The organism is Halohasta litorea (genome assembly GCF_024494645.1).
Classification (GTDB): domain Archaea; phylum Halobacteriota; class Halobacteria; order Halobacteriales; family Haloferacaceae; genus Halohasta; species Halohasta litorea.
In genome coordinates this window covers 342289-363354 of record NZ_JANHDJ010000004.1, presented here as the reverse complement: position 1 = coordinate 363354, position 21066 = coordinate 342289, and the positions used below count along the sequence as shown (strand labels likewise).

The following is a 21066-nucleotide window of genomic DNA, read 5'->3' as shown; positions in this document are numbered from 1 at the left end:
GAGCTATCTGCCACGAGTCTAAACTCGTGCGACTAGCATGGCTAAATCGAATCCCAATAGCAATGTCCTCCGGCAGGATCAACCGGAATGTTCCCTCATCAGAGATGAGGGGGTGGCGGGAACAATCTCGTAAAGAGATTGGTCACCAAAATGTGTCTCATTGCATGGTCCGAGTTCGGCGTCCACCGAGCGATCGGGTGACACCGAACTACCAAGGCTAACGTCGGATCCCATCTGTACGGCGTACCGCAGGGGCGGGATCCCCATTTCTTCGGATTAGATCGAACGCGACTAACGGGTATAAACCCGTCGAACTCGACTCGGCCGACCCGGGTCGAACGGCGTCGATCTGCTCCACGAGTGCCGACCGAGTTGAACGGTCGGGCAATCCCGTGTGTTGTCTGTTGCATTCCATCCGAATGCCCTCGTACATATAAGGGCATCGTCTTGGGATGGCCGCCGTCGGGCGATTCCGACGGCGGGTGTCGTCCGGGAGTGCCCCGTGCGACCTTCGCATTACATCGAATGCCGGGTTGATACTTAACCCCGTCGAAGGAAAGCCGCCACGTCATGCGGTTTCATGCCGTGTGGTGGCAGTAACATACCTCGATACGACGACACCAATCTATCGGAGTAGCTTAGTCGACTCTAGGTTCGGATCGCTTCAGTTCCGCTTTTGAAGGCTTGCTCTCGTGCGTGCGCGTGTGTATGGGCACTGAGGACCGACGCACACCCGACAATCGTTCGTCTCGGGAAGCAGGGAGCTGGCAGCAAGCTCCTGGGAGCGTGTCTCCGAGTCTAACGCAGCCGACATCACATCGAGAGATTCCAACCAACAACGACACGTGCGCGTGGGCTCGTCGACATTCAAACGATAATCATGCCTGAATAGGCACTACCGAGACGGACCGATACATACAAAAACCGGTTCGGTCGACCATCTCAGAAGAGACAGATCGACGAAAACCGGGGGAAGACGCCGGGTGTGTGGGTTTTGATCGGACGACCAACGAGTCGAGCATATAAAACCGGCGAAAGTAGTTTATAACGGGTCGGTTTATAAGGGAGGATCGTATATAAGGAAGTATAGATGACAGCGCCGGCAGACTCCATCGAAATCCAGAACGTGGTCGCATCGACAGGCATCGGTCAGGAGCTCGATCTCGAAGCTCTCGCCGAGGACCTTCCAGGAGCGGATTTCAACCCCGATAACTTCCCTGGACTCGTCTACCGAACACAGGAACCGAAGGCCGCCGCCCTGATCTTCCGGTCGGGGAAGATCGTCTGTACCGGTGCCAAAAGCATCGATGACGTGCACGAAGCACTCGGCATTATCTTCGAGAAGCTCCGTGGACTGTCGATCCCGGTCGAAGACGATCCGGAGATCACCGTCCAGAACATCGTTTCGAGCGCCGACCTGGGCCACAACCTCAACCTCAACGCGCTGGCGATCGGTCTCGGGCTCGAAGACGTCGAGTACGAACCCGAGCAGTTCCCCGGCCTCGTCTACCGGATGGACGAGCCGGAGGTCGTCATCCTGCTGTTCGGTAGCGGGAAGATCGTCATCACCGGCGGCAAACAGACCCAGGATGCGACTGCCGCGGTCGAGCAGATCGTCGAACGGATCGAAGACCTCGGCTTGCTGGGCTAGGCGCCGTCGACCAACCCACTATTGGTGTGGGGAGCCGACCGCACACCGAATGGATTGCTGCCATATACGATCCTCAAAAAGCGGCACGCATGATGTCTACGATGTGCTTTCTTCGGTTAACACGTCTTTGACCACTTCGGGATCTTCGAGCAGTTGGTGGTTCGTGTAGCTGCCCTCGGCGCTGCCGCCGCTGTGTTTCGACTGCTCGATGATATCCAGGAAGGCGTGTTCTTTGAGGAGATCACGCACTCGCCGCAGCGAGAGGCTGTCGGAGCCCTCCTGTCGACAGATGTTTTCATAGATCTCGTAGACTCGACTCGTACGGAACCCCTCTTGGTCGTCGTTCGACAGCGAGAGGACCGCAAGCGCCTGGAGGACGTACCGCGAGTGGGGCGTCGAGCCGCGGATCAACTCCCGAAAACGGTCGGTTTCGGCCCGTTGGCGGGCCTGGGTGACGAACTGCTCTCTGACAGTCGTCGAGCCGTTCGACTGGGCGATCTCGCCCGCGTACCGCAGGATATCGATTGCCTTGCGTGCGTCGCCGTGTTCCCGCGCTGCGAGGGCCGCGGCCCGTGGGATCGTCGACGGTTCGAGGACGCCATCCCGGAAGGCGTCGCTGCGGGCCTCCATGATGTTCCGAAGCTGATTGGCGTCGTACGGCGGAAAGACGAACTCCCGCTCACAGAGGCTCGATTTGACGCGTTCGTCCATCCGATCTTTGTACTGGATCTTGTTGCTGATGCCGAGGACGCCCAGCTTGCAGTCGGTGATCTTGCCCGCCTCGCCCGCACGCGAGAGTTGCATGAGAATATCGTCGTCGCTGAGCTTGTCTATCTCGTCGAGGATGATGACGACGACATCGAAGCGCTCGTCGAGAATACGCCAGAGTCGCTTGTAATAGGTGGATGTGCTCAGCCCCTTATCCGGAATGTTGATGTCGGTTTCAGCGACCTCGTTGACGCTGTCGGCGATCGTTTGGACGGCTTGTGTTTCGGTGGTGTCCTGGGCGCAGTCGACGTAGGCAAACGTCGCGGTGACACCCTCGTCGCCAGCGGTCTCGACGAGTCGCCGGGAGACGTACTTGGCACAGAGGGATTTGCCGGTGCCCGTCTTGCCGTAGATCAGGACGTTGCTCGGACTCTGACCGAAGATGGCGGGGTTGACCGCGGTGGCGAGCTGGGAGATCTCGTCGTCGCGGCCGACGATCCGCCCCTCACCCGGGAGGTGGCTGATCTCCAACAGCTCCTTGGTGGCAAAAATCGGGTCCTCACGGGTAAAAAGATCGTCCGCAGTCTCAGACATACCCCAAGACACCACGTTTCCGGTGAAATGGGTTTCCTTTTGATCGCCGAGACACACACACCACGTTTCCGGTGAAACCCGGTTCGAGGGTGGGGGTCGAACTGAAACAATGGTCGGTCGGTAGTTAGTCTCCACCAGTAGCCAATCGGTACAGTGGTGCTCTAGACCACTCTCGGATGAGACTACTCCCGAAACTACTGCCGACGCTGTCGGTCATTGACTACGAAACCACGACAGAATTACGATAGAACCGGACACAAACAAGGGCTGTTTCGACTCGACACTAATCGAGTAGCATTCCAGTATTGTCTACGAGTAGTTTACTGAACTATTCGCCAGTACACTATATAAAAATACCTATAGTGTTGGATTAAGGTCTGTCTAATCTAATAATAAAGCCGACAAAATGGGGGTGTTCTGGTGGGTATGTTTGGATGTACAGCTACCTCTGTGGCCTGTTTCACCGGAAACGAGGTGTGTGTGCGGGGGAGCAAACACCGTCGACGTAGCAGCAGTGAAGATCATCGGAATGACTGGGGTGTGACGTCGGACGATACGGATATCCAACCATTCTGAATACTCCACTGCTCATACCCAACCGAAATCTTGTGTAAATGTTTCCTCGACAAGTACCTGCATGACGATTATCTATATGCCAATCAACGACCGAGCCCCATCTTCACCATTGGAACATTCAAAATAGAAATATAACTGTGTTTCACCGGAAACACGGTGTGGGTCTCATCGTCACAGACAATTGTTTCACTGGAAACGCGGTGTGGCCACACAGTCAGTTGTTTCATCGGAAACACGGTGTGGGGTACCACCTGGCCCATCATGTATTTCATCGGAAACGTGGTGTGTGTCCGCTTACACGGGAGTGTGTACCCGACTGTACGGGACCGAGTCCTCAGGCTTCGTTCCCATCCGATATATCATATAGTTGTCTATTTCTGGGGTTGAATTCCGGGCTCCATCACGTATCCAACAGTATCTGTGGGCAAAACCGTGTATGAAGGGGTAGATTAATTACTGTAGGTTAGAGTGAACGTATCGTATGATGAGAGGGTTCGATGGGGGAGAATCCACCAGCGAGGGTACCGACAGCCAACCAGTTTCGATCACAGCGGGTCGTTCCAGGAGGACGAACTAATGCCCAAAGCAACAGATTCAGTGATATTTTCCGAGACGGAACGGGAGATCCTGGAAACGGCATTACAGAATCCCGACCTGTCAAATGCGGAAATCGCCGAGAAAACCGGGACTCGGCTCACGCTGGTCAGAGACACACGCGCCACCTACGAAGACGAGGTCGAACTTGCCGAAGACGTCGCCGAGGAGAGCGTCGAGACGCCAGCGGCGGTCGACGACGCGGCGCTCAGCGAGACACAGGCCGAGATTCTCGAACTGGTGGCAAGCGATCCCACCATGCTGAATGCGGAGATCGCCGAGCAGACCGGCGCACGGGTCGCGCTCGTCAGAGACACCCGCGAGGAGTACGAAGACGCCATCGACACGGCAGCCGACTCGGCAAACGAGAGCACCGACGGTAGTAGCGACTCGTCAACCGAAGACGTCGAACCCACGGAGACACAGGCTGCGATCCTGGAGCTCGCAGCGGACGATCCCGAGATGACGAACGCGGAGATCGCCGAGAAGACCGGCGCGCGGATCACGCTTGTCCGGGACACGCGAAGCGAGTTCGAGGGCGACGACGGTGCGAACGTCACTGACGGAAGTGCACACAGCGATACCGAATCGGCCGACGCGATCGACTCCGAGGCGTTCTCCGGGACACAGCTCGAAATTCTCGAAACCGCACAGGCGAACTCCGGGATGACCAACGCGGAGATCGCTGAGGAGACGGGCACACGAATCACACTCGTCCGGGATACGATCCGCCACCATGAGTCCGACGACGACTCAGCCGCCGACCAATCGGCGGACGAACCGGCGGCATCAGACGATGATACCGACGTCCTGTCTGCTGTCGACACCGAGGCGTTCTCCGGCGCTCAGCTGGAGATCCTCGAAGCCGCACTGTCGAACCCCGAGTTGACCAACGCCGAGATCGCCGCCCAAACCGGTGCACGCATCACGCTCGTGCGAGATACGCTCTACGAATACGAGTACGATGACAAGCCATGGGACAAGGATCTCGAAGCCGACACTGACGACTCCGAGTCGGAGTCAGACGATGTCGACGAGGCCACACCGACCGAGGAAACGATCGAGATACCGGAGACGACGGCCTCCGAGCTGCTCTCCGAGGCGGAACGTGAGATTCTGGAAACCGCACTGGAGAATCCGGAGCTCACGAACGGCGAAATCGCCGAGCAGACCGGCTCGCGGCTCACGCTCGTCCGGGACACGCGAGCGACCTATGAGGACGCCGTCGACCTCGCCGATGAGTCCGAAGAGAGCGCCGAAACCGAACCGAGTGGGACGGACACAACTGGCGAACTCAGCGACCGACAGCGCGAGATCCTCGACGCCGTCCAGGCAAACGCCGAGTTGACTAACGCCGAGATCGCCGACCAGGTCGGTGCACGCGTGACGCTCGTCAGAGATACGCGCGCTACCTACGGTGACGACTTCGAGGCGGCCGACACAGCCGCCGCGGAAACTACGGACACCGCTGGTGACGACAGCTCGGAGGCTGCTGACGACACCGTTGAAGCCAGCGCTGGAACAGCTAGCGACGGGACGGGCGGAATCAGTGCCGGTCCGATCGTTGCGATCCTGATCGGGCTGCTACTGGCGATCGCGGTTGCAGCATCGCTGGGCGTGATCTGATCGACGTTCGGTCTGATCGACGTTTGGGCAGTGCTGACTGCCCACTCATCTCCCCCTCCATCACGGCAATTACCCGGACCCATCGCGGTTCGGCTCACCAACGCGGCAAAATAATTTTGGGTGCGGCTGTGACTTCTCAGATACTGAAGTGACTTCTCGGATACTATGATGATTGAGGCCGGACGGTCCTCATCGTCGACGACGAGGAATCCCTCGGCGAACTCTACTCACAGTATCTGGCCGACCGCTACGAGACACGCATCGCTCTCCCAGTCCATAATCTCGGCATTTCTCAGAGACACCTTCTGGAGCGACGAGCCGAGATCGACTTCGGCGAGGTCACCGACTTCCGATACGTCCGCACGCCACAAATAGCATAAAACCCCTGCCAGCGGTGGTCCGGCGAGACACCAGCCGACACGGAGCAAACGTCAGTTCAGCCCACACATTGCTTATGCGAATAGGTCACATACTCACAAGAGATGTCCCAACAGATCCAACAGGAACTCGACGTCGACCAGTTTACCCTCGGTCTGGTCGGCCCCGATCAAGAGTGGGCGGGCACCGTAGCCGACGGCGGCACCGTTCGAACCCACACCCCAGCCGGGTGTTGGGGACCGATGATCACGCCCTCGTTCCGTGGTGGACACGAGGTCACCCGGCCGATCCGTGTCGAAAACGCCGAAGTCGGCGACGCACTCGTCGTCCGAATCAAGGACGTCCAGGTGACGAGTGTCGCCACCAGCACAGGCAGCATGGCCGAGCGTGACGAAGCCTTCGGCGACGACCCGTTTATCGACCACCGATGCCCCGACTGCGGAACCGAGTGGCCCGAAACGGTCGTTGAGGGAACCGGAGAGGACGCGATTCGGTGTGCGGAGTGTGGAGCCAACGCCTCCTCGTTCGGTTTCGAGCACGGCTACACCGTCGTCTTCGACGAGGATCGGACGGTCGGGCTGACTGTCGGTCCGGAGGGAGCCGAACAGCTCGCCCAGAACGCCGCCGAGAACATGGCTCTTCCCGAAAACTCTCGGCAGCATCCGATCCTGATTTATAAACCCGACGAGATTCCGGGCACCCTTGGCCATCTCGCACCGTTTATCGGGAACATCGGCACGACGCCAGCGGTCGAACTCCCGGACTCACACAACGCCGGAGACTTCGGCCAGTTCCTCATCGGAGCCGAGCATGACTGGGGGATTGACGACGAAAGCGAGTTGGAGGCACGGACTGACGGCCACATGGACTCGAACGACGTGCGGCCGGGTGCGACGCTCGTCTGTCCGGTCAGAGTCGACGGCGGCGGCCTCTACGTGGGCGACCTCCACGCCAATCAGGGCGATGGGGAACTCTCACTGCACACGACCGATGTGAGTGGGACGACCGAACTCGAAGTCGAGGTCATCAAAAACGTCGAGCTGGACGGGCCGCTCCTCCTGCCGAACGAATCGGATCTCCCGGATATCGCCACCCCCTACACCGACGAGGAGCGCGAGGCAGGCAACGAGCTTGCTGCCCAGTACGATGTCGAGGCGGTTGCCGATGCGATGCCGCTCCAGTTTATCGGATCGGGGGCGACGATCAACGAAGCGACCGACAACGCTTTCGACCGGGCTGGCTCGCTGCTCGGGATGACCGAAGGCGAGGTTCGGGCCCGCTGTACGTTTACCGGTGGCGTCGAAATCGCCCGGCTTCCAGGCGTAGTCCAGCTCTCGATGCTCGTCCCGACCGACCTGCTCGAAGAAATCGGCCTGGATTCGGTTGTCCGAGATCACTACGATCTCTAAGATCGGTTCGTCGCTCACCCACGTGATGGCTATCCGCCCTGGGCGGCCGGAATAAGAGACACCTCGGCAGTTGGCGGACAGGATGTGTCTGGGTCGGCACGCTCGCCATTGACGAGGACGCGAACACTGGCCCGGAGCGTTCCTGGCTCATCGAACAGGTGGGATCGGGCTCCTGGATACTGCTCGACAAACCGTTCGAGGACGTTCTGAACAGATACATGGTGATCAATGTCGGGTAGTGAGACCGTTTTCGACCCGGTGATCCCTCGAAGTGGCCCGTGGACAGTCAGTTCCATGGTAGTATCTTGGTAGCATACTGCAAGGCTGTTGTGGTCACGTCGACTCGGCACACGGGTTAGAACTCACTCGGGGGCACGGTGTCTTTCTTTATAAAGAATGTACCCCTGCCTATGGATTTTGAATCAGTCGGTAAGGAAGTGGGGACGGAGGGATTTGAACCCCCGATCGACTGATATCTCCGGTCTGCGCCTCGGAACTCCAGAGGGTCGTCAACGCGAGCCGATGATCAGTCGGTCGCTCGGTATATCAGTCTGGAGTATCGTCCCGGGCGCGTGGCCTCTGGAGTCAGTCGCCATGCCTGGCTTGGCCACGTCCCCTCGCCCTCTACTTGCGTGATGGGTTGTAAAGAGGTTTCGATCCAATTCCCGGACGGCAGCTACTCGCCGACCGAGTTGACCTGCCGTCACAGAGCCGACCCGCTACTCGTCTTCTTTCTCGCTCCACTCGCAATCCTGGCATTTGTACCCCGTCACAAACGCCGTCACGCTCGGCATATAGCCCACGCTGATGACGTTGCCACCGCAGTCGGGACACTCCCGGTCGGCGTCTTCGATCTCCGTTGCTTCCATCGGTCGATCGCCCTCGATCATCTCGGCGAGCGTTTCGGACGTGACCATCCGCCCTTCGACTACTCGGTTGCTCATAGCTCCGGTTGGGTGACCAACACCTAAGAAGTTCCTGTATGCGCCTTTCCGGCCACCGGACGGCCAGCTCGTCGACCAGCCAACCGATCTACCGATCGGTCAACTACCCATCTCGGAGGAGACGCCCGCTACAACCACGGAGCCTGCGAACGGTCCTCGCTGGGGGAGCCGTAGCCGACATCGCCGCCCTCAATGCGGACCTCCTCCGGATCAACCTCGGCATCCGGATCGACTTCAGCGTCCAGGCCGACCTCGGCATCCGGGTCGACCTCGGTGTCAGGATCGGCGGCGGCCATCACGGTCGTCTCCGGCGCTGACTGGCCAGCCCCTCGACCGGCCGCGCCGTCGGTAACCGCTGAAATCACCGAAACACCCGAGTCAGCGTTGTCACCGATGGGAGCCACGCCACCGGCCGGGTCGATCGGCTCGCCGCGATTCGTGGCAGCCCCTCCATCGCCTGCATGATCCTCGCCGAGCAACGTTTCGTCGGCCGATTCGGCGTCAGGATCGTAGGCCAACAGCCCAGCGACGACCAACACCGCTAGTGCGATGGGGGCATCAGTCTCCAGGAGCCCGAGGATCGGCAGGGCGAGCACGCCGAGGGCGACCGAACTCCCGAACCGGAAGCGGTCGAGATCGACGTTCCCACGCAGCTGTGGGGCGGTCAACGCCACCAGGAGCGCGAAGGCAACACCGATCCCGGCGGTCGCGGCCGCACGGGCGATCAGCTCGGGGTCGATTAGGAGCTCGATCACCAGGCCGTTGGGCTGGAGGCTCGCCACCAGCCCGAGGGCGATGATGACCCCGGGACTCGGCAGGAGTTCGCCGATCTTCGAGCTGGCGGTTTGGGCGGCGATCGCGAGGATCACCAACCCGGCGAACCGCTCGAAGACCACCATATCCAGGACGCTCTCGATGGTCAACGCGAAGACGGCCTGCAGGGCTGCCAACGGGACGACCACCGCTCCGATGAGCAGGATCGAGCCGATCATCTCGCGTGGGCTGTTGTCCATTTCGGCGAGGATCACGGCCAGGGTGGCCGAGCCGCCGAAGATGAGCAGCCCGGTTTCGAGCATTCCGACGGCGGTATCGAGGGTGCCCGCGAGGATCAGCGCGACGAAGATGCCGTCGACTAACGGCAACGCCATCACCGTCGCCAACAGACGAGTGGCACCACCGACGCGTCGCTCCAACTGGAGTGCGATCGGGTGCTGTGAGACACTCATGCCGAACTAGTGGCCGTCACCATCGGCCAAACGGCGATATGAAGGCAACCCACCGGCCGCGCCGTCGACGCGCCCGCCAAAGCAGCCATTAAAAATGGCTCCCAGCGTGGATACTGCCTTTGTCCACATCGGTGTAAAGCGACTGCCGGAGCGCTGCTGCTCGATACCGGCCGTCCGCGATGCGGTGTTCCACTGGGAACTCATGGTTACAAATACACCCGCAGCCCGCTTAAACGTTGTGTGGGTGTGCGAAACACGCACAGTTGTTAGCCGATAATCAGTCTATAGTTCAATTTCTGCATACAATAGTTAGACGAATGGGCAGACTTAAACTAAATAAATGAAAAAGCATATTGACAAATCCCGTCCGAGGTCAAAATACACATGATAATTCGTGTTTAATAGTGGTGCACAGGGATGTATACCTGTGTGGGATCTCTGTGTCGTATCCACACGGGCGTGTAGACTCGGAACGTTTTTGGCCGATCCGCGATGACGGTTTATATGGCGAACCAGAGTGCAGAGGGTTCTTTCTCTCAGAAGCTACAGGTACCGGAGGCGTTGACGTTCGACGATGTGTTGCTCCGTCCGATGGAGAGCCGCATTGAGCCCGACGACGCGGATGTCTCAACGCGTGTCTCTCGTAACGTCGAGCTAACGATCCCGATTCTCTCGGCAGCGATGGATACGGTGACCGAGAGCGACACCGCGATCGGGATGGCCCGCGAGGGCGGCATGGGCGTGCTCCACCGAAACATGGAGATCGACGAAACTGTCGCCGAAATCAAGCGCGTCAAACGCGCCGACGAGCTGATGATCCGACGGGACAACGTCGTCACCGCCAGCCCCGAACAGACGATCAGCGAGGTCGACCGGATGATGAGCCACGAGGGCGTCTCGGGCGCGCCGGTCGTCGACGACGACGACACCGTCCTCGGCATCATCTCGGGCACCGACATCCGACCCTTCCTGGAGGTCGGCGAGACCGACACCGTCGAGGAAGCGATGACCGACGAGGTCATCACCGCCAGCGAGGACGTCGAAGCCCGCGAAGCGCTCGAACTCATGTACGACTACAAGATCGAGCGCGTCCCGATCGTCGACGACGAGAACCAACTGGTCGGCCTCATCACGATGCAGGGCGTTCTCCAGCGCCGCGAACACCAGGAGGCCGCCCGCGACGAGGAGGGACGCCTGGTCTGTGGGGTCGCCGTCGGCCCCTTCGAGACGGACCGCGCGACCGCTGCCGACGAGGCTGGCGTAGATGTTCTCTTTATCGACTGCGCACACGCGCACAACCTGAACGTGATCGAATCGGCCCGCGAAATCAAAGAGACAGTAGACGCCGACGTGGTCGTCGGCAACGTCGGCACCCGAGAGGCGGCCGCCGAGGTCGTCGACTTCGCCGACGGGATCAAGGTCGGGATCGGCCCAGGGTCGATCTGTACGACCCGCGTCGTCACCGGGGCCGGAATGCCACAGATCACCGCGATCGCGGAGGTCGCCGACGTGGCAGCTCCCGAAGACGTCCCGGTCATCGCCGACGGTGGGATTCGGTACTCGGGTGACGCAATCAAGGCCGTCGCCGCGGGTGCAGATGCGGTTATGCTCGGCTCCTACTTCGCCGGAACGGAGGAGGCTCCCGGTCGCGTCATCACGATGAACGGCAAGAAGTACAAACAGTACCGCGGGATGGGCAGCGTCGGCGCGATGAAATCCGGCGGCGGCGACCGCTATCTCAAGGACGCCGCCGAGGACGAGGAGTTCGTCCCCGAGGGTGTCGAAGCCGCAACGCCCTACAAGGGAACGCTCGCCTCCGAGCTCCACCAGCTCGTCGGCGGGATGCAGTCGGGGATGGGCTACGTCGGCTCCGAGACGCTCCCCGAGTTCAAACAGCGAGCCGAGTTCGTCCGCGTCTCGTCGGCTGGCCAGACCGAGGGCCATCCACACGACGTGATGATCACCGACGAGGCACCGAACTACAGCCCCGAGTAGTTACTGCCTACTAATTTCTTTAGTACAGTAACCACAATATTTATATCTGGTAATTTACTTCTACTATGTGCTACAGTATCTCATCCCACACCATTATATGTATCTTGGATATCAGCTGTGTTTCGGGTCGGCGGGACGGACAATCAAAGGGGTATTTTCATATATCCTCGCATACGACGACACTAACGTGACCGCTGAGGGATTTAGGGAGCCATGAACGACGATCGCCCACTCGTTCTCGTCGTCGAGGACGAAGCAGATTTAGCAGACCTGTATGCCACGTGGCTGAAAGCCGACTACCGTGTCCGAACCGCCTACGGCGGCGAGGAGGCGCTCGAAAAGCTCGACGACGAGATTTCGGTGATGCTGTTGGACCGGCGGATGCCGGGGCTCTCCGGGGACGAAGTGCTTGATGCCGCCCGCGAGCAGGGGATCGACTGTCCGGTCTCGATGGTAACCGCGGTCGAACCCGACTTCGATATCATCGAGATGGGGTTCGACACGTATCTGGTCAAACCAGTCACCCGCGACACGCTCAAGGAGACCGTCGAGGACCTCCTCTCACGAAGCTCTTACGATGAGGGCGTCCAGGAACTCTACTCGCTGGCTTCGAAAAAGGCGCTCCTGGAGTCCGAAAAGGGTCGCTCCTCCCTCGAAGACAACGAGGAGTACCAAGAACTCACCGAACGACTCGAAGAGCTTCGGGCCGAACTCGACGAGACGCTCGGCTCCTTCGAGGATCACGACGAGTTCGTCGGCTTTTATGAGGCCTTCGAGACGCCGGATGGTGACCAGGAGTTCGACTTCGATGACGACGGGACGTTCGATGACGATGATGAGGACTCCGACAGTTTCGAGTTCTGAACTGTTGGCCTGTGATTTTTACTGGCATTTTCCGTTCGAGTTTGTGGCAACGGTTCACCCCCTATTCGGCAACAACTCCGAGATAACACTTTAGCGACGCCTCGCAGTTGCCTTGGGTATGGGTGTCAGTGACGCGCTATGGGAGATCGAATCTGCCATCGGCGACGTGTTCGACCAACACGGACGTGACGTCGACCGACAGACAGCCCAGGCCCGGCGAAATACCTACGAACAGACGCTCATCGACGTCAACCAGTGGGCTGGCCCGGAGGCGATGCATTCGCTGAGCGACTGGATCGAACGGGAGATCAGAACCGCCGAACGGCTCCCGGCGAACCACGAGGTCCGACAGATCGGATCCGAAATCTGTCGGCGTACGACAACATCAAACCGATCGCCACCCAAATTGTGAGCGTACCATCCATTCGCCGCCTAGTAGCCAACGCTTACCCTCAGTAACCAGTGCATACGATCCGTTGACGCGTCCGGCAAGGGGGAGTGTGCCGTTTATAAACCATCGAGCCCCCGACTAGCGGCTTCGATAGAACTCTTCGAGCCGATTCATCGCGGTTTTGAGCTCCCGCATTCCCGTCGCATAGGAGACCCGCAGATGACCCTCGCCGCTCTCGCCGAACACGCTGCCGGGGACGACAGCCACGCCCTGGGCCTCCAGGAGCTCCTCGGCGAAGGCCTCGTCGTCACCGCCACACTCCGGGAAGGCGTAGAACGCCCCACGGGAGGTAAAGCACTCGAGGCCCATCTCTTCGAACCGCGAGAGGACGAACCGTCGGCGGCGGTTGTACTCGGCGGTCATCTCGGTGACGGCGTCCTCACAGCTCCGTAGCGCCTCGATAGCGGCGTACTGGGCGGTTGTCGGAGCCGACAGCATCGTGTACTGATGGACGCGGTTCATCGAGTCGATTGCCTCTGCGGGACCCAACGCATAGCCGAGCCGGAGACCCGTCATCGCGTAGGCCTTCGAGAAGCCGTTGATGACGATCGTTCGCTCCCGCATCCCTGGCATCGAGGCGATCGAGGTGTGGTCGCCGTCGTAAGTCAGTGCGGCGTAGATCTCGTCGGCGATCACGTCGACCTCGTTGTCGACACAGAAGTCGGCGACGGCTCGAACGTCCGACTCGTCCATCACAGCCCCAGTCGGGTTGTTCGGATAACACAATACGAGCAGATCGGCGTCTTCGGCCCCCGCGGCCCGCAGTGCCTCCGGCGTCAGCGCGAAGTCGTCGGCGGCGCTGGTTGGGACGCCGAGCGGCTCGCCGCCAGCGAACTTGATGCCTGGCTGGTAGGAGATGTAGTTGGGTTGATGGACCGCAACCGTATCGCCCGGCGAGACGAACGTGCGTAGCGCGAGGTCGACGGCCTCGCTCGCGCCGGTCGTCACGAGCACCTCGGTATCGGGATCGTAGTCGTGACCCCAGCGGCGGGAGTAGTCACTGATTAACCGCCGTAGGTCGCTCATACCACGGTTCGAAGTGTAGGATGTCCGGCCCTCCTCCAGGGAGTGGATCGCCGCACTCCGGGCGGCCCACGGCGTCGAGAAGTCGGGCTCGCCGACTCCCAGTGAGATCACGTCGTCGCGCTCCTCGGCTAGCTCGAAGAACTTGCGAATCCCCGATTCGGGGACATCCGCGACACGGTCGTTTGGCTGGAGCGTCATGGCGAAACCGAGAGCCGGTCGTCGCCGTCGCGGTCGCCGAAGTCGATGCCAGCCTCCTTGTAGGTCTCCATGATGAAGTGGGTCACCGTCTGGGTGATCTCCGGGATGGGTGCGATCTGGTTGGAGATGAACCGCGAGACGTCTTGCATCGAGTCGCCGGTGACCTCGATGGCGAAGTCGTAGTCACCCGAGACCAGCCGCAGGGACTCGACCTCCGAAAAGCGGGCGATCCGGTCGGCGATCTCCTCGTAGCCCGTCTCGCGGTCGAGTTCGACGTTGAGTTCGACGAATGCCGCCACGCGCTGGTCGTCGGTGTTGTCCCAGTCGACGACCGCCTGATATCCCCGGACGGTGCCGTCGGCTTCGAGCTCGTCGAGCAGCTCCTCGACGCGCTCGGCGTCGACACCGAGCTGTCGGGCGATGTCCTCGCTCGACTCGCGGGCGTCGGTCGACAGCAGCGACAACAGTTCGCGTTTGGTGTCCATACCCTCTGTGTCCGTTCCGCCCGCATATTATTTGCGACACACCCCTGCAAACAGTTCCCACGCTGCAACGGTGCCGACCAGTTCAGAACACATACCTTCATCGTCGACGTTGAGTCAGTATGAGCTACCTGCCGTGGGCGGTCATCGCCCTAGGGGCCTACACCCTCGTCCCGGTATTGATGCGGACCGCGACGACCGGCTCCGAGGCGATCCCGAGCGACGTGGCGACGGTTATCTCGAATTCGATCCTGGTTGTCGGGGCGGCGGCAGTCGTCGTCGGCACCGACCAGCGCGTGACGCCGCATTTGGGGAGCTCGAAACTCCCGTATGCGGTCGCCGCGGGCGTCTTTCTGGCCGTTGGTATCCTTACCTACTACCGCGCGCTCGCCCTCGGCCCGGTGAGCGTCGTCACGCCCGTCTTCGGGATGTTTCTGGTCACGAGTTCGATCATCGGGATGGCGTTTCTCGACGAACCAGTTACCGCCCGAAAGCTCGCCGGGATCGGGCTCGCGGTGCTGGCGGTGTATCTCGTGACGGTCGACTGAGCCTTCTGTACTAGAATCGAGACGGTCAAACCGTCGACGCTCCCAGCAGGAGTATGGAGCTTTTCGGTCGGCTGTTGGGACTGCTCGCCTTGCTGCTCGTCGGCACCGGGCTCCGGCACGCTGGGATACTGACCAGCAGCCGCACGGCCCGGCTCAACGCGGTCGCCTACTACATCGCCCTGCCTGCGCTCGTGTTTACCGCGACCTACGACCAGAACATCGCCGCGATCCTCACCCCGACGCTCGTCGTCGGCGTGGTCGCGGTGCTGTCGTCGATGGCCGCCCTCGCGTGGCTACTCAACCGTCGACGGAACCGTCCGGCTCGACAGAGCGTCGCGATGATCCAGTCGTACCACTCGAACCTCGGCTATCTCGGCCTCCCACTGGTGGCCTCGACATTCGATGCGGAGGTGACCGCGATCGCCAGCGTCGTTCTCGGTATCGGTTCGCTGGTACAGGTGCCGATAACGGTGCTCATCCTCGTGGGGATCAACGGGGCCGATACGCGGCTGGTCGATCAGCTGGCCGAACTGGGCAAAAACCCGGTGTTGATCGCGCTACTCGCTGGCATCGCCATCGGCTCGCTCGGACTCCCGGTGGCCCAACCGATCACCGTGGGACTCGACGCGCTGGCTGCGCTTGCGCTGCCGCTGGCACTGTTGTGTGTCGGGGCGACACTGGAGGTCGACGGTCCCGAACTGGATCTGGAGGCGACCGGTACGGTCGTCGGGCTCAAACTGATCGTCATGCCGGCCGTCGCGTGGCTGGCCTTTTCAGCTCTCGGTGTCGGTGCGCCGACGTTTACGGCCGCAATCGTCATGCTCGGTACGCCGACGGCGGTCTCGACGTACGTCTTTGCGAACGAACTCGGCGGTGACAGCGAGTTCGCCTCGCTCAACGTCTTCGCATCGACGGTGGTGTCGGTCGGCTCGCTGTTCGTCTTGATTCGGCTGGTGTTGTAGGTCCGTCCCGCACAGTCCCCTAGCCCGTAGATACCGTTTTGTGTGCGGTCTCCAACTAGTCTACCGCTCGCCATGTCTTCGGACATCATCGACCGAATCGGGTTTCTCCTCCGGGACCGCCAAACGCGGGCGGGCAGAGCAACGAACTCCCTTTTGTATGTTCTCAACACCGCGTTCATCCTGCTGTATATTCTATCGACCTACGAGTTCCCTCCACCCTACCCCGCACTCATCTTGAACCTCGAAGTCGTGTTGGGGGTCGTCTTCCTCGGCGAGTACGCTGTTCGCGTCGAGTCAGCTCCCGACAGGTGGGCCGAGATTACCGACCCTTACACGGTCGTCGACCTCGTGGCCATCCTTCCGCTGTTCCTGTTTCCGGGGCCGGGGGCAGGCTTCCTCCGTGGTTTGTACACGCTTCGGATCTTTCGGTTTCTTCGGCTGTTGGTCGACGAACAACAGCTGTTCGGCCGATCGCTTCCGATCAGGACCATCCGCCGCACCGAACTCTCGGTGACGATCTTCCTGATATTCTTCATTGCGACCGGCTTCGTCTACTCCGCCGAGGTAGGGGCCAATCCCGAGATTTCGAACTTCGGCGACGCCTTCTACTACACGGTCATTGCCGTCTCGACGGTTGGCTTCGGCGACATCATCCCAGTGACGGCGCTCGGTCGCTGGATCACTGTCGTTGCTGTCCTCATTGGTTTCATCCTCATCCCGTGGCAGGCAACTCGGCTCCGAACGGTGTCGACAACTACAGATACAGCCTGTCCACGATGCGGTGATCAGGTTGCCGACGCCGACCGCTACTGTCGTCACTGTGGCTCTGGGTTAGTGGACGTGCCAACTGAAACGTCGGCGTCGAACTCAGCTGACCGATAGCGATAGCCGGTCTACCCACTGGTCTATTCATCCCCGAAGGGCTTCGACCGGCCGGTCAGTGGCAGCCTTCCAAGCGGGGTACAGTCCGCTGATGCCGCTTGCGAAGACTGCGAATCCGAACCCATAGAAGACGTACTGGAAGCTCCGCCACTCCAGGACGAGCAGGGCGTTGTCGGTCAGGAAATAAAACAGCAGGAGGCCGACCCCGACCGAGACGGCCGCACCGACGACTCCACCGACCACGCCCAAGAACAGCGCTTCAGCCAGGATCATACGGAGAATCTCGCCCCGCCGGATGCCGACCGCTCGGAGGACGCCGATCTCGCCGCGGCGCTCGATCGTGCTCATCAGCATCACGTTCAGGATGGCGACGCTGGCGACCACCAACGAGATCGAGCCGATGCCGAGTAACGCGAGGTTGAGCGTCCGGAAGAACGAGCCCACCTGCTCTTCAACGTCGGCGAAGTTCCGCACGCTCACGACCTCCTCGTCGCCCTCGTTGAACCGCGTTTCGAGATCGTTCGTGAGCCCTCTGGCCGTCCGGTCGTCGGCGATGAAGATCGTCACCGAGTCGTAGTACTCCTGGGTCGACAACGCCGACGGCGGCAACACTAGTTCGTTTCTCCCCCCACCGAGGCCCTCGGTCGACGCGATCAGCCCCTCGATCCGATAGAGTCGGCCGTCGTACTCGACGGGATCTCCAGGTTCGAGCCCGAGCGTCCGTGCGGTGGCGTTCGACACCAGCGCACCGGCCTGCAGCCGCTCGGGTGCCGGTCCGGTCGTGAGGTTGTACAGGGCGTTGGCGTTGGTAACGCCTGTCACCCGGACCCTGCGTTCGTCACCGTTGCGGGCGGTGAGCGTCGTCAGATTGGACTTCTGTGGGACGACCGTCGACGCTGGCGCAAGCGAGCGGATATCCCCGACCTGATCGTCGGTTATCCCCTCTTCTTCGGCGTCTTCGCCCGGCGTGACAGTCACCTCGGCGCTCAGGCCTCCGAGATCCGAGGTCGCCTGCTGTTGGAGGGCGACCCCAGCGATACCGAGCGAGGCGATGGCGACGACACCGATGACGATTCCGAGCGTCGCCAGGGCGGTCCGGACGTGGTTTCGCCCGAGGTTCCGCCAGGCCATCTGGACGCTCGGGACGCGCCACAGCAGATCGGCGATACTCATTGGATCTCCCCGTCGACGAGTCGTACGACACGATCAGCATACTCCACCAGCTGTTCGTCGTGTGTGACCGAGACGATAGCAATGTCTTCGTCCTCCTTGAGCCGAGTCAGTTCGTCGAGAATCGTCGCCCCGGTATCCTGGTCCAAGTTCCCGGTCGGCTCGTCGGCCAGCAGGATTTCGGGTTCGTTTATAAGGGCTCGGGCGATGGCGACCCGCTGGCGCTGACCGCCCGAGAGCTGATCGGGCGTGTGGTCGAGGCGATCGCCGAGGCCGACTCGCTGGAGTAAGTCGACCGCGCGGTCGCGCCTGTCGACGCCCGTATCCCACATCGACGGCAGTTCGACGTTCTCGGTCGCAGTGAGCATCGGCAGCAGGTGGAAATCCTGGAAGACGAACCCGATCGCTGTCCGGCGCTCCTCGGTCAGTTCGTCCTCGGAGAAATCGGTCACATCGCGGCTGTCGAGCCGGACCGTCCCCTCTGTCGGCGTGTCGAGCAGGCCGATCATGTTGAGCATCGTGCTTTTTCCGGAGCCCGAGGGGCCGATAATCGTCACCATCTCACCGCGGTTGGCCTGGAAGTCGACGCCCTTCAGTGCCGCGATCAGTTCCTCACCGTTCTGATACCGCTTGATGATCTCGGTGAGTTCGATAACGCTCATTGTCGTCGCCACAGGACCGTACCGACGACACCGATCACGAGCAGGACGACCACGACGCCGATCGGGAGCAGAGGGAGGCCACTCGATGGTGGAGTACCGCTTGCGGCCGCTTGCGTGTTCGGCGGCGGAGCCGTGGTGTTCGTCGATTCGACGGCGATCTGCTGTGTCTTTGTCACGCGCTCGTCGTCGACGATATATGTGATCTCGACGGGGATCGAGTCGGTCTCCGGCTCGATGTCGGCGGTCAGATCGAAGGTGGCGAACTCGCTGGCATCGATCCCGCCGACGAAGTACTCGCCGTTCGGCGATTTCGGGGTTACACCCTCGGTATCGCTAACGCTCAACAGGACCGATTGGACATCGCTGTTTCCGATGTTCGCGGCATCGCCCTGGATCGTTACCCCGTTTCTGGCGGAGGTCTCGACGCTCGTCAGTTGGACTTCCCCTTGCAGATCCGATTCAGTAACGTCGATAAATACGGGGTGGGTATACGTGTAGATCTCGCTATCGTCATCCGAATACTGTGTTGTAATCTCGATTTCGAGGCGTTTCTGTCCGGGGTCGTCGAACGTCGCCGACAGCGGTAACGAGAGCGAGCCGCCCGAGCCGACGGTTCCAACGCTTTCGAACCGGTCGATGGTCATTCCGGATTGACGGAGGTAGACGTATCTTACGTCGACGTTTCGGCTCTCACTGTTCTCGATATTCGAGATTATCGCATCGATCGTGACGCTCTCCTCAACAGTCGGATCACTCGGGGTTACGTTCGTCGAGATCTGTATCGGTGGATCGGTGGCCCCTCCGACTCCGGCAACCGTGCCGAAGATCGCTCCCACGAACAGAGACACAGCGACCAGCCGCACCAGCCACGCGGACGCCGATATCTCGTCGGCTGTCATCTGGACCACCCTGGCTGAGTCAGTTCGATGACTACGCCGGGAACTGTCACTCTATCGTCTCGAATTCCAACCATTTGTCCTAACGTCTTCACTCCGTCTGATAAGATTGTATCCGTATTTCTGGCTCAGAGACTGCCCGAAACCACACATTCCTTTCTTTCCCGGCCACCTATAGGGACGTATGGTGCTCAAAGAGTCCGATTCCGAGCTGAGTCGCGGGGACGCCGCCCCCGCGTTCGAACTGACCGGTACCGACAGCGAGATCTACACTCCCGATTCGTTCACCGACAACAAGGCACTGCTACTGGTATTTACCTGCAACCACTGCCCCTACGCGCAGGCCAAGTTCGACTTCCTCAACGAACTGTCCGACGAGTTCGACGACGCCGCCGTCGTCGGGATCAACCCCAATGCCAACCCGGAGTACCCCGACGACGACTTCGAGCACATGGTAGAGCTCGTCGAGGAGGGCACCATCGACTACGACGCCTACCTCTACGACGAAACCCAGGATGTCGCCCGCGAGTACGGTGCGGTCTGTACGCCCGATCCGTTCCTCTTCGCCCGCGAGGGCGACGAGTGGAAACTGGCCTATCACGGCCGACTCGACGACGCGCTCAACCCCGACGACGAGCCGACCGAGTTCTACGCCCGTGAGGCCATCGAGTCGGTGCTGGCCGGGGAGAAAGTCACACATGACGACCTGCCCTCGCGTGGCTGCTCGATCAAGTGGGTCGACGAGTAACGGACCGGTATAAAACGGATAAATCGACTACGACCGCGACTGTTCCAAGGCCTCGCGGGCGTTTTCGACCGCGGCCTCGTGTTTCGCGGGGTAGGCTTCGACCTTGGCGCGGAGCGTGATCCCGTCGCCGAGTCTGATCTCGTCCTGGAAGGCGGCCTGTTTGTCCAGCCGCATGAAAAACGAGCAGTTGTCGTCGACGCGCTCGTCGAGTTCCTCTATCACACGGTCGATGTCGTCGAGTTCGGCCAGCCGGTCCAGGATATGTCGCATCTCGTCGGCGTTCTCGACGCGCGCCGAGAGCACCACGATCCGGTCGCCGTGGTGGCCGGTGTTTTCCATGCGGTCGAGGTCGAACTCCTCCGGCAGGAAGGCGCGAATCGCCTCCTCGACCCGCTTTTCGTCCTCGGTCGCATAACAGAAGGTCCGGAGATCGATGTAGTGAAACGGCACTCTCGGCATTATCCACCTCTTGGTGA

21 protein-coding genes, 1 tRNA gene and 1 rRNA gene are annotated in these 21066 nt (G+C 60.7%); 10 read left to right on the top strand and 13 right to left on the bottom strand.

Annotation, left to right across the window (positions count from 1 at the left end):
* Positions 1 to 89, bottom strand: a 16S ribosomal RNA gene (locus NO877_RS12230); the annotation flags it as partial.
* Between the two features lie 1001 nt (positions 90 to 1090).
* On the opposite strand from NO877_RS12230, the gene NO877_RS12225 reads away from it, so the two are divergent.
* Positions 1091 to 1651 (top strand): TATA-box-binding protein, encoded by a 561-nt coding sequence (locus NO877_RS12225; protein WP_256396621.1) that lies wholly within the window; start codon positions 1091 to 1093, stop codon positions 1649 to 1651.
* 96 nt (positions 1652 to 1747) lie between these two features.
* On the opposite strand, the gene NO877_RS12220 is transcribed toward NO877_RS12225, so the two are convergent.
* Entirely contained in the window at positions 1748 to 2953 is a 1206-nt protein-coding gene (locus NO877_RS12220; RefSeq protein WP_256396620.1) for a Cdc6/Cdc18 family protein, read from the bottom strand.
* Positions 2954 to 4105: 1152 nt separating this feature from the next.
* On the opposite strand from NO877_RS12220, the gene NO877_RS12215 reads away from it, so the two are divergent.
* Positions 4106 to 5749: a winged helix-turn-helix domain-containing protein gene (locus NO877_RS12215; protein ID WP_256396619.1), complete on the top strand. Its 1644-nt coding sequence runs from the start codon at positions 4106 to 4108 to the stop codon at positions 5747 to 5749.
* 482 nt (positions 5750 to 6231) lie between these two features.
* A complete protein-coding gene (locus NO877_RS12210; protein ID WP_256396618.1) occupies positions 6232 to 7536 on the top strand; it encodes an acetamidase/formamidase family protein in 1305 nt (434 codons plus the stop codon).
* Positions 7537 to 7565: 29 nt separating this feature from the next.
* Here the strand turns inward: NO877_RS12210 and NO877_RS12205 are convergent, their stop codons facing one another.
* The 5 genes from NO877_RS12205 to NO877_RS12185 form a co-directional block, all read right to left on the bottom strand.
* A complete protein-coding gene (locus NO877_RS12205; RefSeq protein WP_256396617.1) occupies positions 7566 to 7832 on the bottom strand; it encodes a MoaD/ThiS family protein in 267 nt (88 codons plus the stop codon).
* 142 nt (positions 7833 to 7974) lie between these two features.
* Positions 7975 to 8153, bottom strand: a tRNA-Trp gene (locus NO877_RS12200).
* A gap of 102 nt (positions 8154 to 8255) precedes the next feature.
* A complete protein-coding gene (locus NO877_RS12195; RefSeq protein WP_256396616.1) occupies positions 8256 to 8480 on the bottom strand; it encodes a DUF5795 family protein in 225 nt (74 codons plus the stop codon).
* A gap of 128 nt (positions 8481 to 8608) precedes the next feature.
* On the bottom strand, positions 8609 to 9706 hold the full coding sequence (locus NO877_RS12190) for a DUF5794 domain-containing protein (protein ID WP_256396615.1): 1098 nt from the start codon (positions 9704 to 9706) through the stop codon (positions 8609 to 8611).
* Between the two features lie 6 nt (positions 9707 to 9712).
* Positions 9713 to 9910: a DUF8099 family protein gene (locus NO877_RS12185; protein WP_256396614.1), complete on the bottom strand. Its 198-nt coding sequence runs from the start codon at positions 9908 to 9910 to the stop codon at positions 9713 to 9715.
* A 300-nt stretch (positions 9911 to 10210) separates the two neighbouring features.
* Here NO877_RS12185 and guaB point away from each other — a divergent pair, with 300 nt between their 5' ends.
* The 3 genes from guaB to NO877_RS12170 all read left to right on the top strand — a co-directional run bounded on the left by guaB (position 10211) and on the right by NO877_RS12170 (position 12977).
* Entirely contained in the window at positions 10211 to 11701 is a 1491-nt protein-coding gene (gene guaB / locus NO877_RS12180; protein WP_256396613.1) for an IMP dehydrogenase, read from the top strand.
* A 213-nt stretch (positions 11702 to 11914) separates the two neighbouring features.
* The gene (locus NO877_RS12175) at positions 11915 to 12565 is read left to right on the top strand and encodes a HalX domain-containing protein (protein ID WP_256396612.1); all 651 of its coding nucleotides are present in this window, start codon (positions 11915 to 11917) and stop codon (positions 12563 to 12565) included.
* A gap of 118 nt (positions 12566 to 12683) precedes the next feature.
* Positions 12684 to 12977 carry a hypothetical protein gene (locus NO877_RS12170; protein WP_256396611.1) on the top strand — a complete coding sequence of 98 codons (294 nt, stop codon included), beginning with the start codon at positions 12684 to 12686 and terminating at the stop codon, positions 12975 to 12977.
* Positions 12978 to 13094: 117 nt separating this feature from the next.
* On the opposite strand, the gene NO877_RS12165 is transcribed toward NO877_RS12170, so the two are convergent.
* Complete coding sequence (locus tag NO877_RS12165) at positions 13095 to 14240, bottom strand: pyridoxal phosphate-dependent aminotransferase (RefSeq protein ID WP_256396610.1); 1146 nt, start codon at positions 14238 to 14240, stop codon at positions 13095 to 13097.
* Complete coding sequence (locus NO877_RS12160) at positions 14237 to 14725, bottom strand: Lrp/AsnC family transcriptional regulator (RefSeq protein ID WP_256396609.1); 489 nt, start codon at positions 14723 to 14725, stop codon at positions 14237 to 14239. Before NO877_RS12160 ends, NO877_RS12165 begins: the two co-directional genes overlap by 4 nt.
* A 119-nt stretch (positions 14726 to 14844) precedes the next feature.
* On the opposite strand from NO877_RS12160, the gene NO877_RS12155 reads away from it, so the two are divergent.
* The 3 genes from NO877_RS12155 to NO877_RS12145 all read left to right on the top strand — a co-directional run bounded on the left by NO877_RS12155 (position 14845) and on the right by NO877_RS12145 (position 17114).
* Positions 14845 to 15270 carry an EamA family transporter gene (locus NO877_RS12155; RefSeq protein WP_256396608.1) on the top strand — a complete coding sequence of 142 codons (426 nt, stop codon included), beginning with the start codon at positions 14845 to 14847 and terminating at the stop codon, positions 15268 to 15270.
* Positions 15271 to 15323: 53 nt separating this feature from the next.
* A complete protein-coding gene (locus NO877_RS12150) occupies positions 15324 to 16232 on the top strand; it encodes an AEC family transporter (protein WP_256396607.1) in 909 nt (302 codons plus the stop codon).
* Positions 16233 to 16304: 72 nt separating this feature from the next.
* Positions 16305 to 17114, top strand: coding sequence for an ion transporter (locus NO877_RS12145; RefSeq protein WP_256396606.1), 810 nt, complete (start codon positions 16305 to 16307; stop codon positions 17112 to 17114).
* Between the two features lie 27 nt (positions 17115 to 17141).
* Here the strand turns inward: NO877_RS12145 and NO877_RS12140 are convergent, their stop codons facing one another.
* The 3 genes from NO877_RS12140 to NO877_RS12130 are packed head-to-tail and all read right to left on the bottom strand — an operon-like array spanning position 17142 to position 19845.
* Positions 17142 to 18287 (bottom strand): ABC transporter permease, encoded by a 1146-nt coding sequence (locus NO877_RS12140; RefSeq protein WP_256396605.1) that lies wholly within the window; start codon positions 18285 to 18287, stop codon positions 17142 to 17144.
* Positions 18284 to 18946: an ABC transporter ATP-binding protein gene (locus NO877_RS12135; protein WP_256396604.1), complete on the bottom strand. Its 663-nt coding sequence runs from the start codon at positions 18944 to 18946 to the stop codon at positions 18284 to 18286. Before NO877_RS12135 ends, NO877_RS12140 begins: the two co-directional genes overlap by 4 nt.
* Positions 18943 to 19845 carry a COG1361 family protein gene (locus NO877_RS12130; RefSeq protein WP_256396603.1) on the bottom strand — a complete coding sequence of 301 codons (903 nt, stop codon included), beginning with the start codon at positions 19843 to 19845 and terminating at the stop codon, positions 18943 to 18945. Before NO877_RS12130 ends, NO877_RS12135 begins: the two co-directional genes overlap by 4 nt.
* Before the next feature lie 181 nt (positions 19846 to 20026).
* Here NO877_RS12130 and NO877_RS12125 point away from each other — a divergent pair, with 181 nt between their 5' ends.
* On the top strand, positions 20027 to 20590 hold the full coding sequence (locus NO877_RS12125) for a thioredoxin family protein (protein ID WP_256396602.1): 564 nt from the start codon (positions 20027 to 20029) through the stop codon (positions 20588 to 20590).
* Positions 20591 to 20617: 27 nt separating this feature from the next.
* Here the strand turns inward: NO877_RS12125 and NO877_RS12120 are convergent, their stop codons facing one another.
* On the bottom strand, positions 20618 to 21049 hold the full coding sequence (locus NO877_RS12120) for an RNA-binding protein (RefSeq protein ID WP_256396601.1): 432 nt from the start codon (positions 21047 to 21049) through the stop codon (positions 20618 to 20620).
* Between the last annotated feature and the right edge of the window lie 17 nt (positions 21050 to 21066).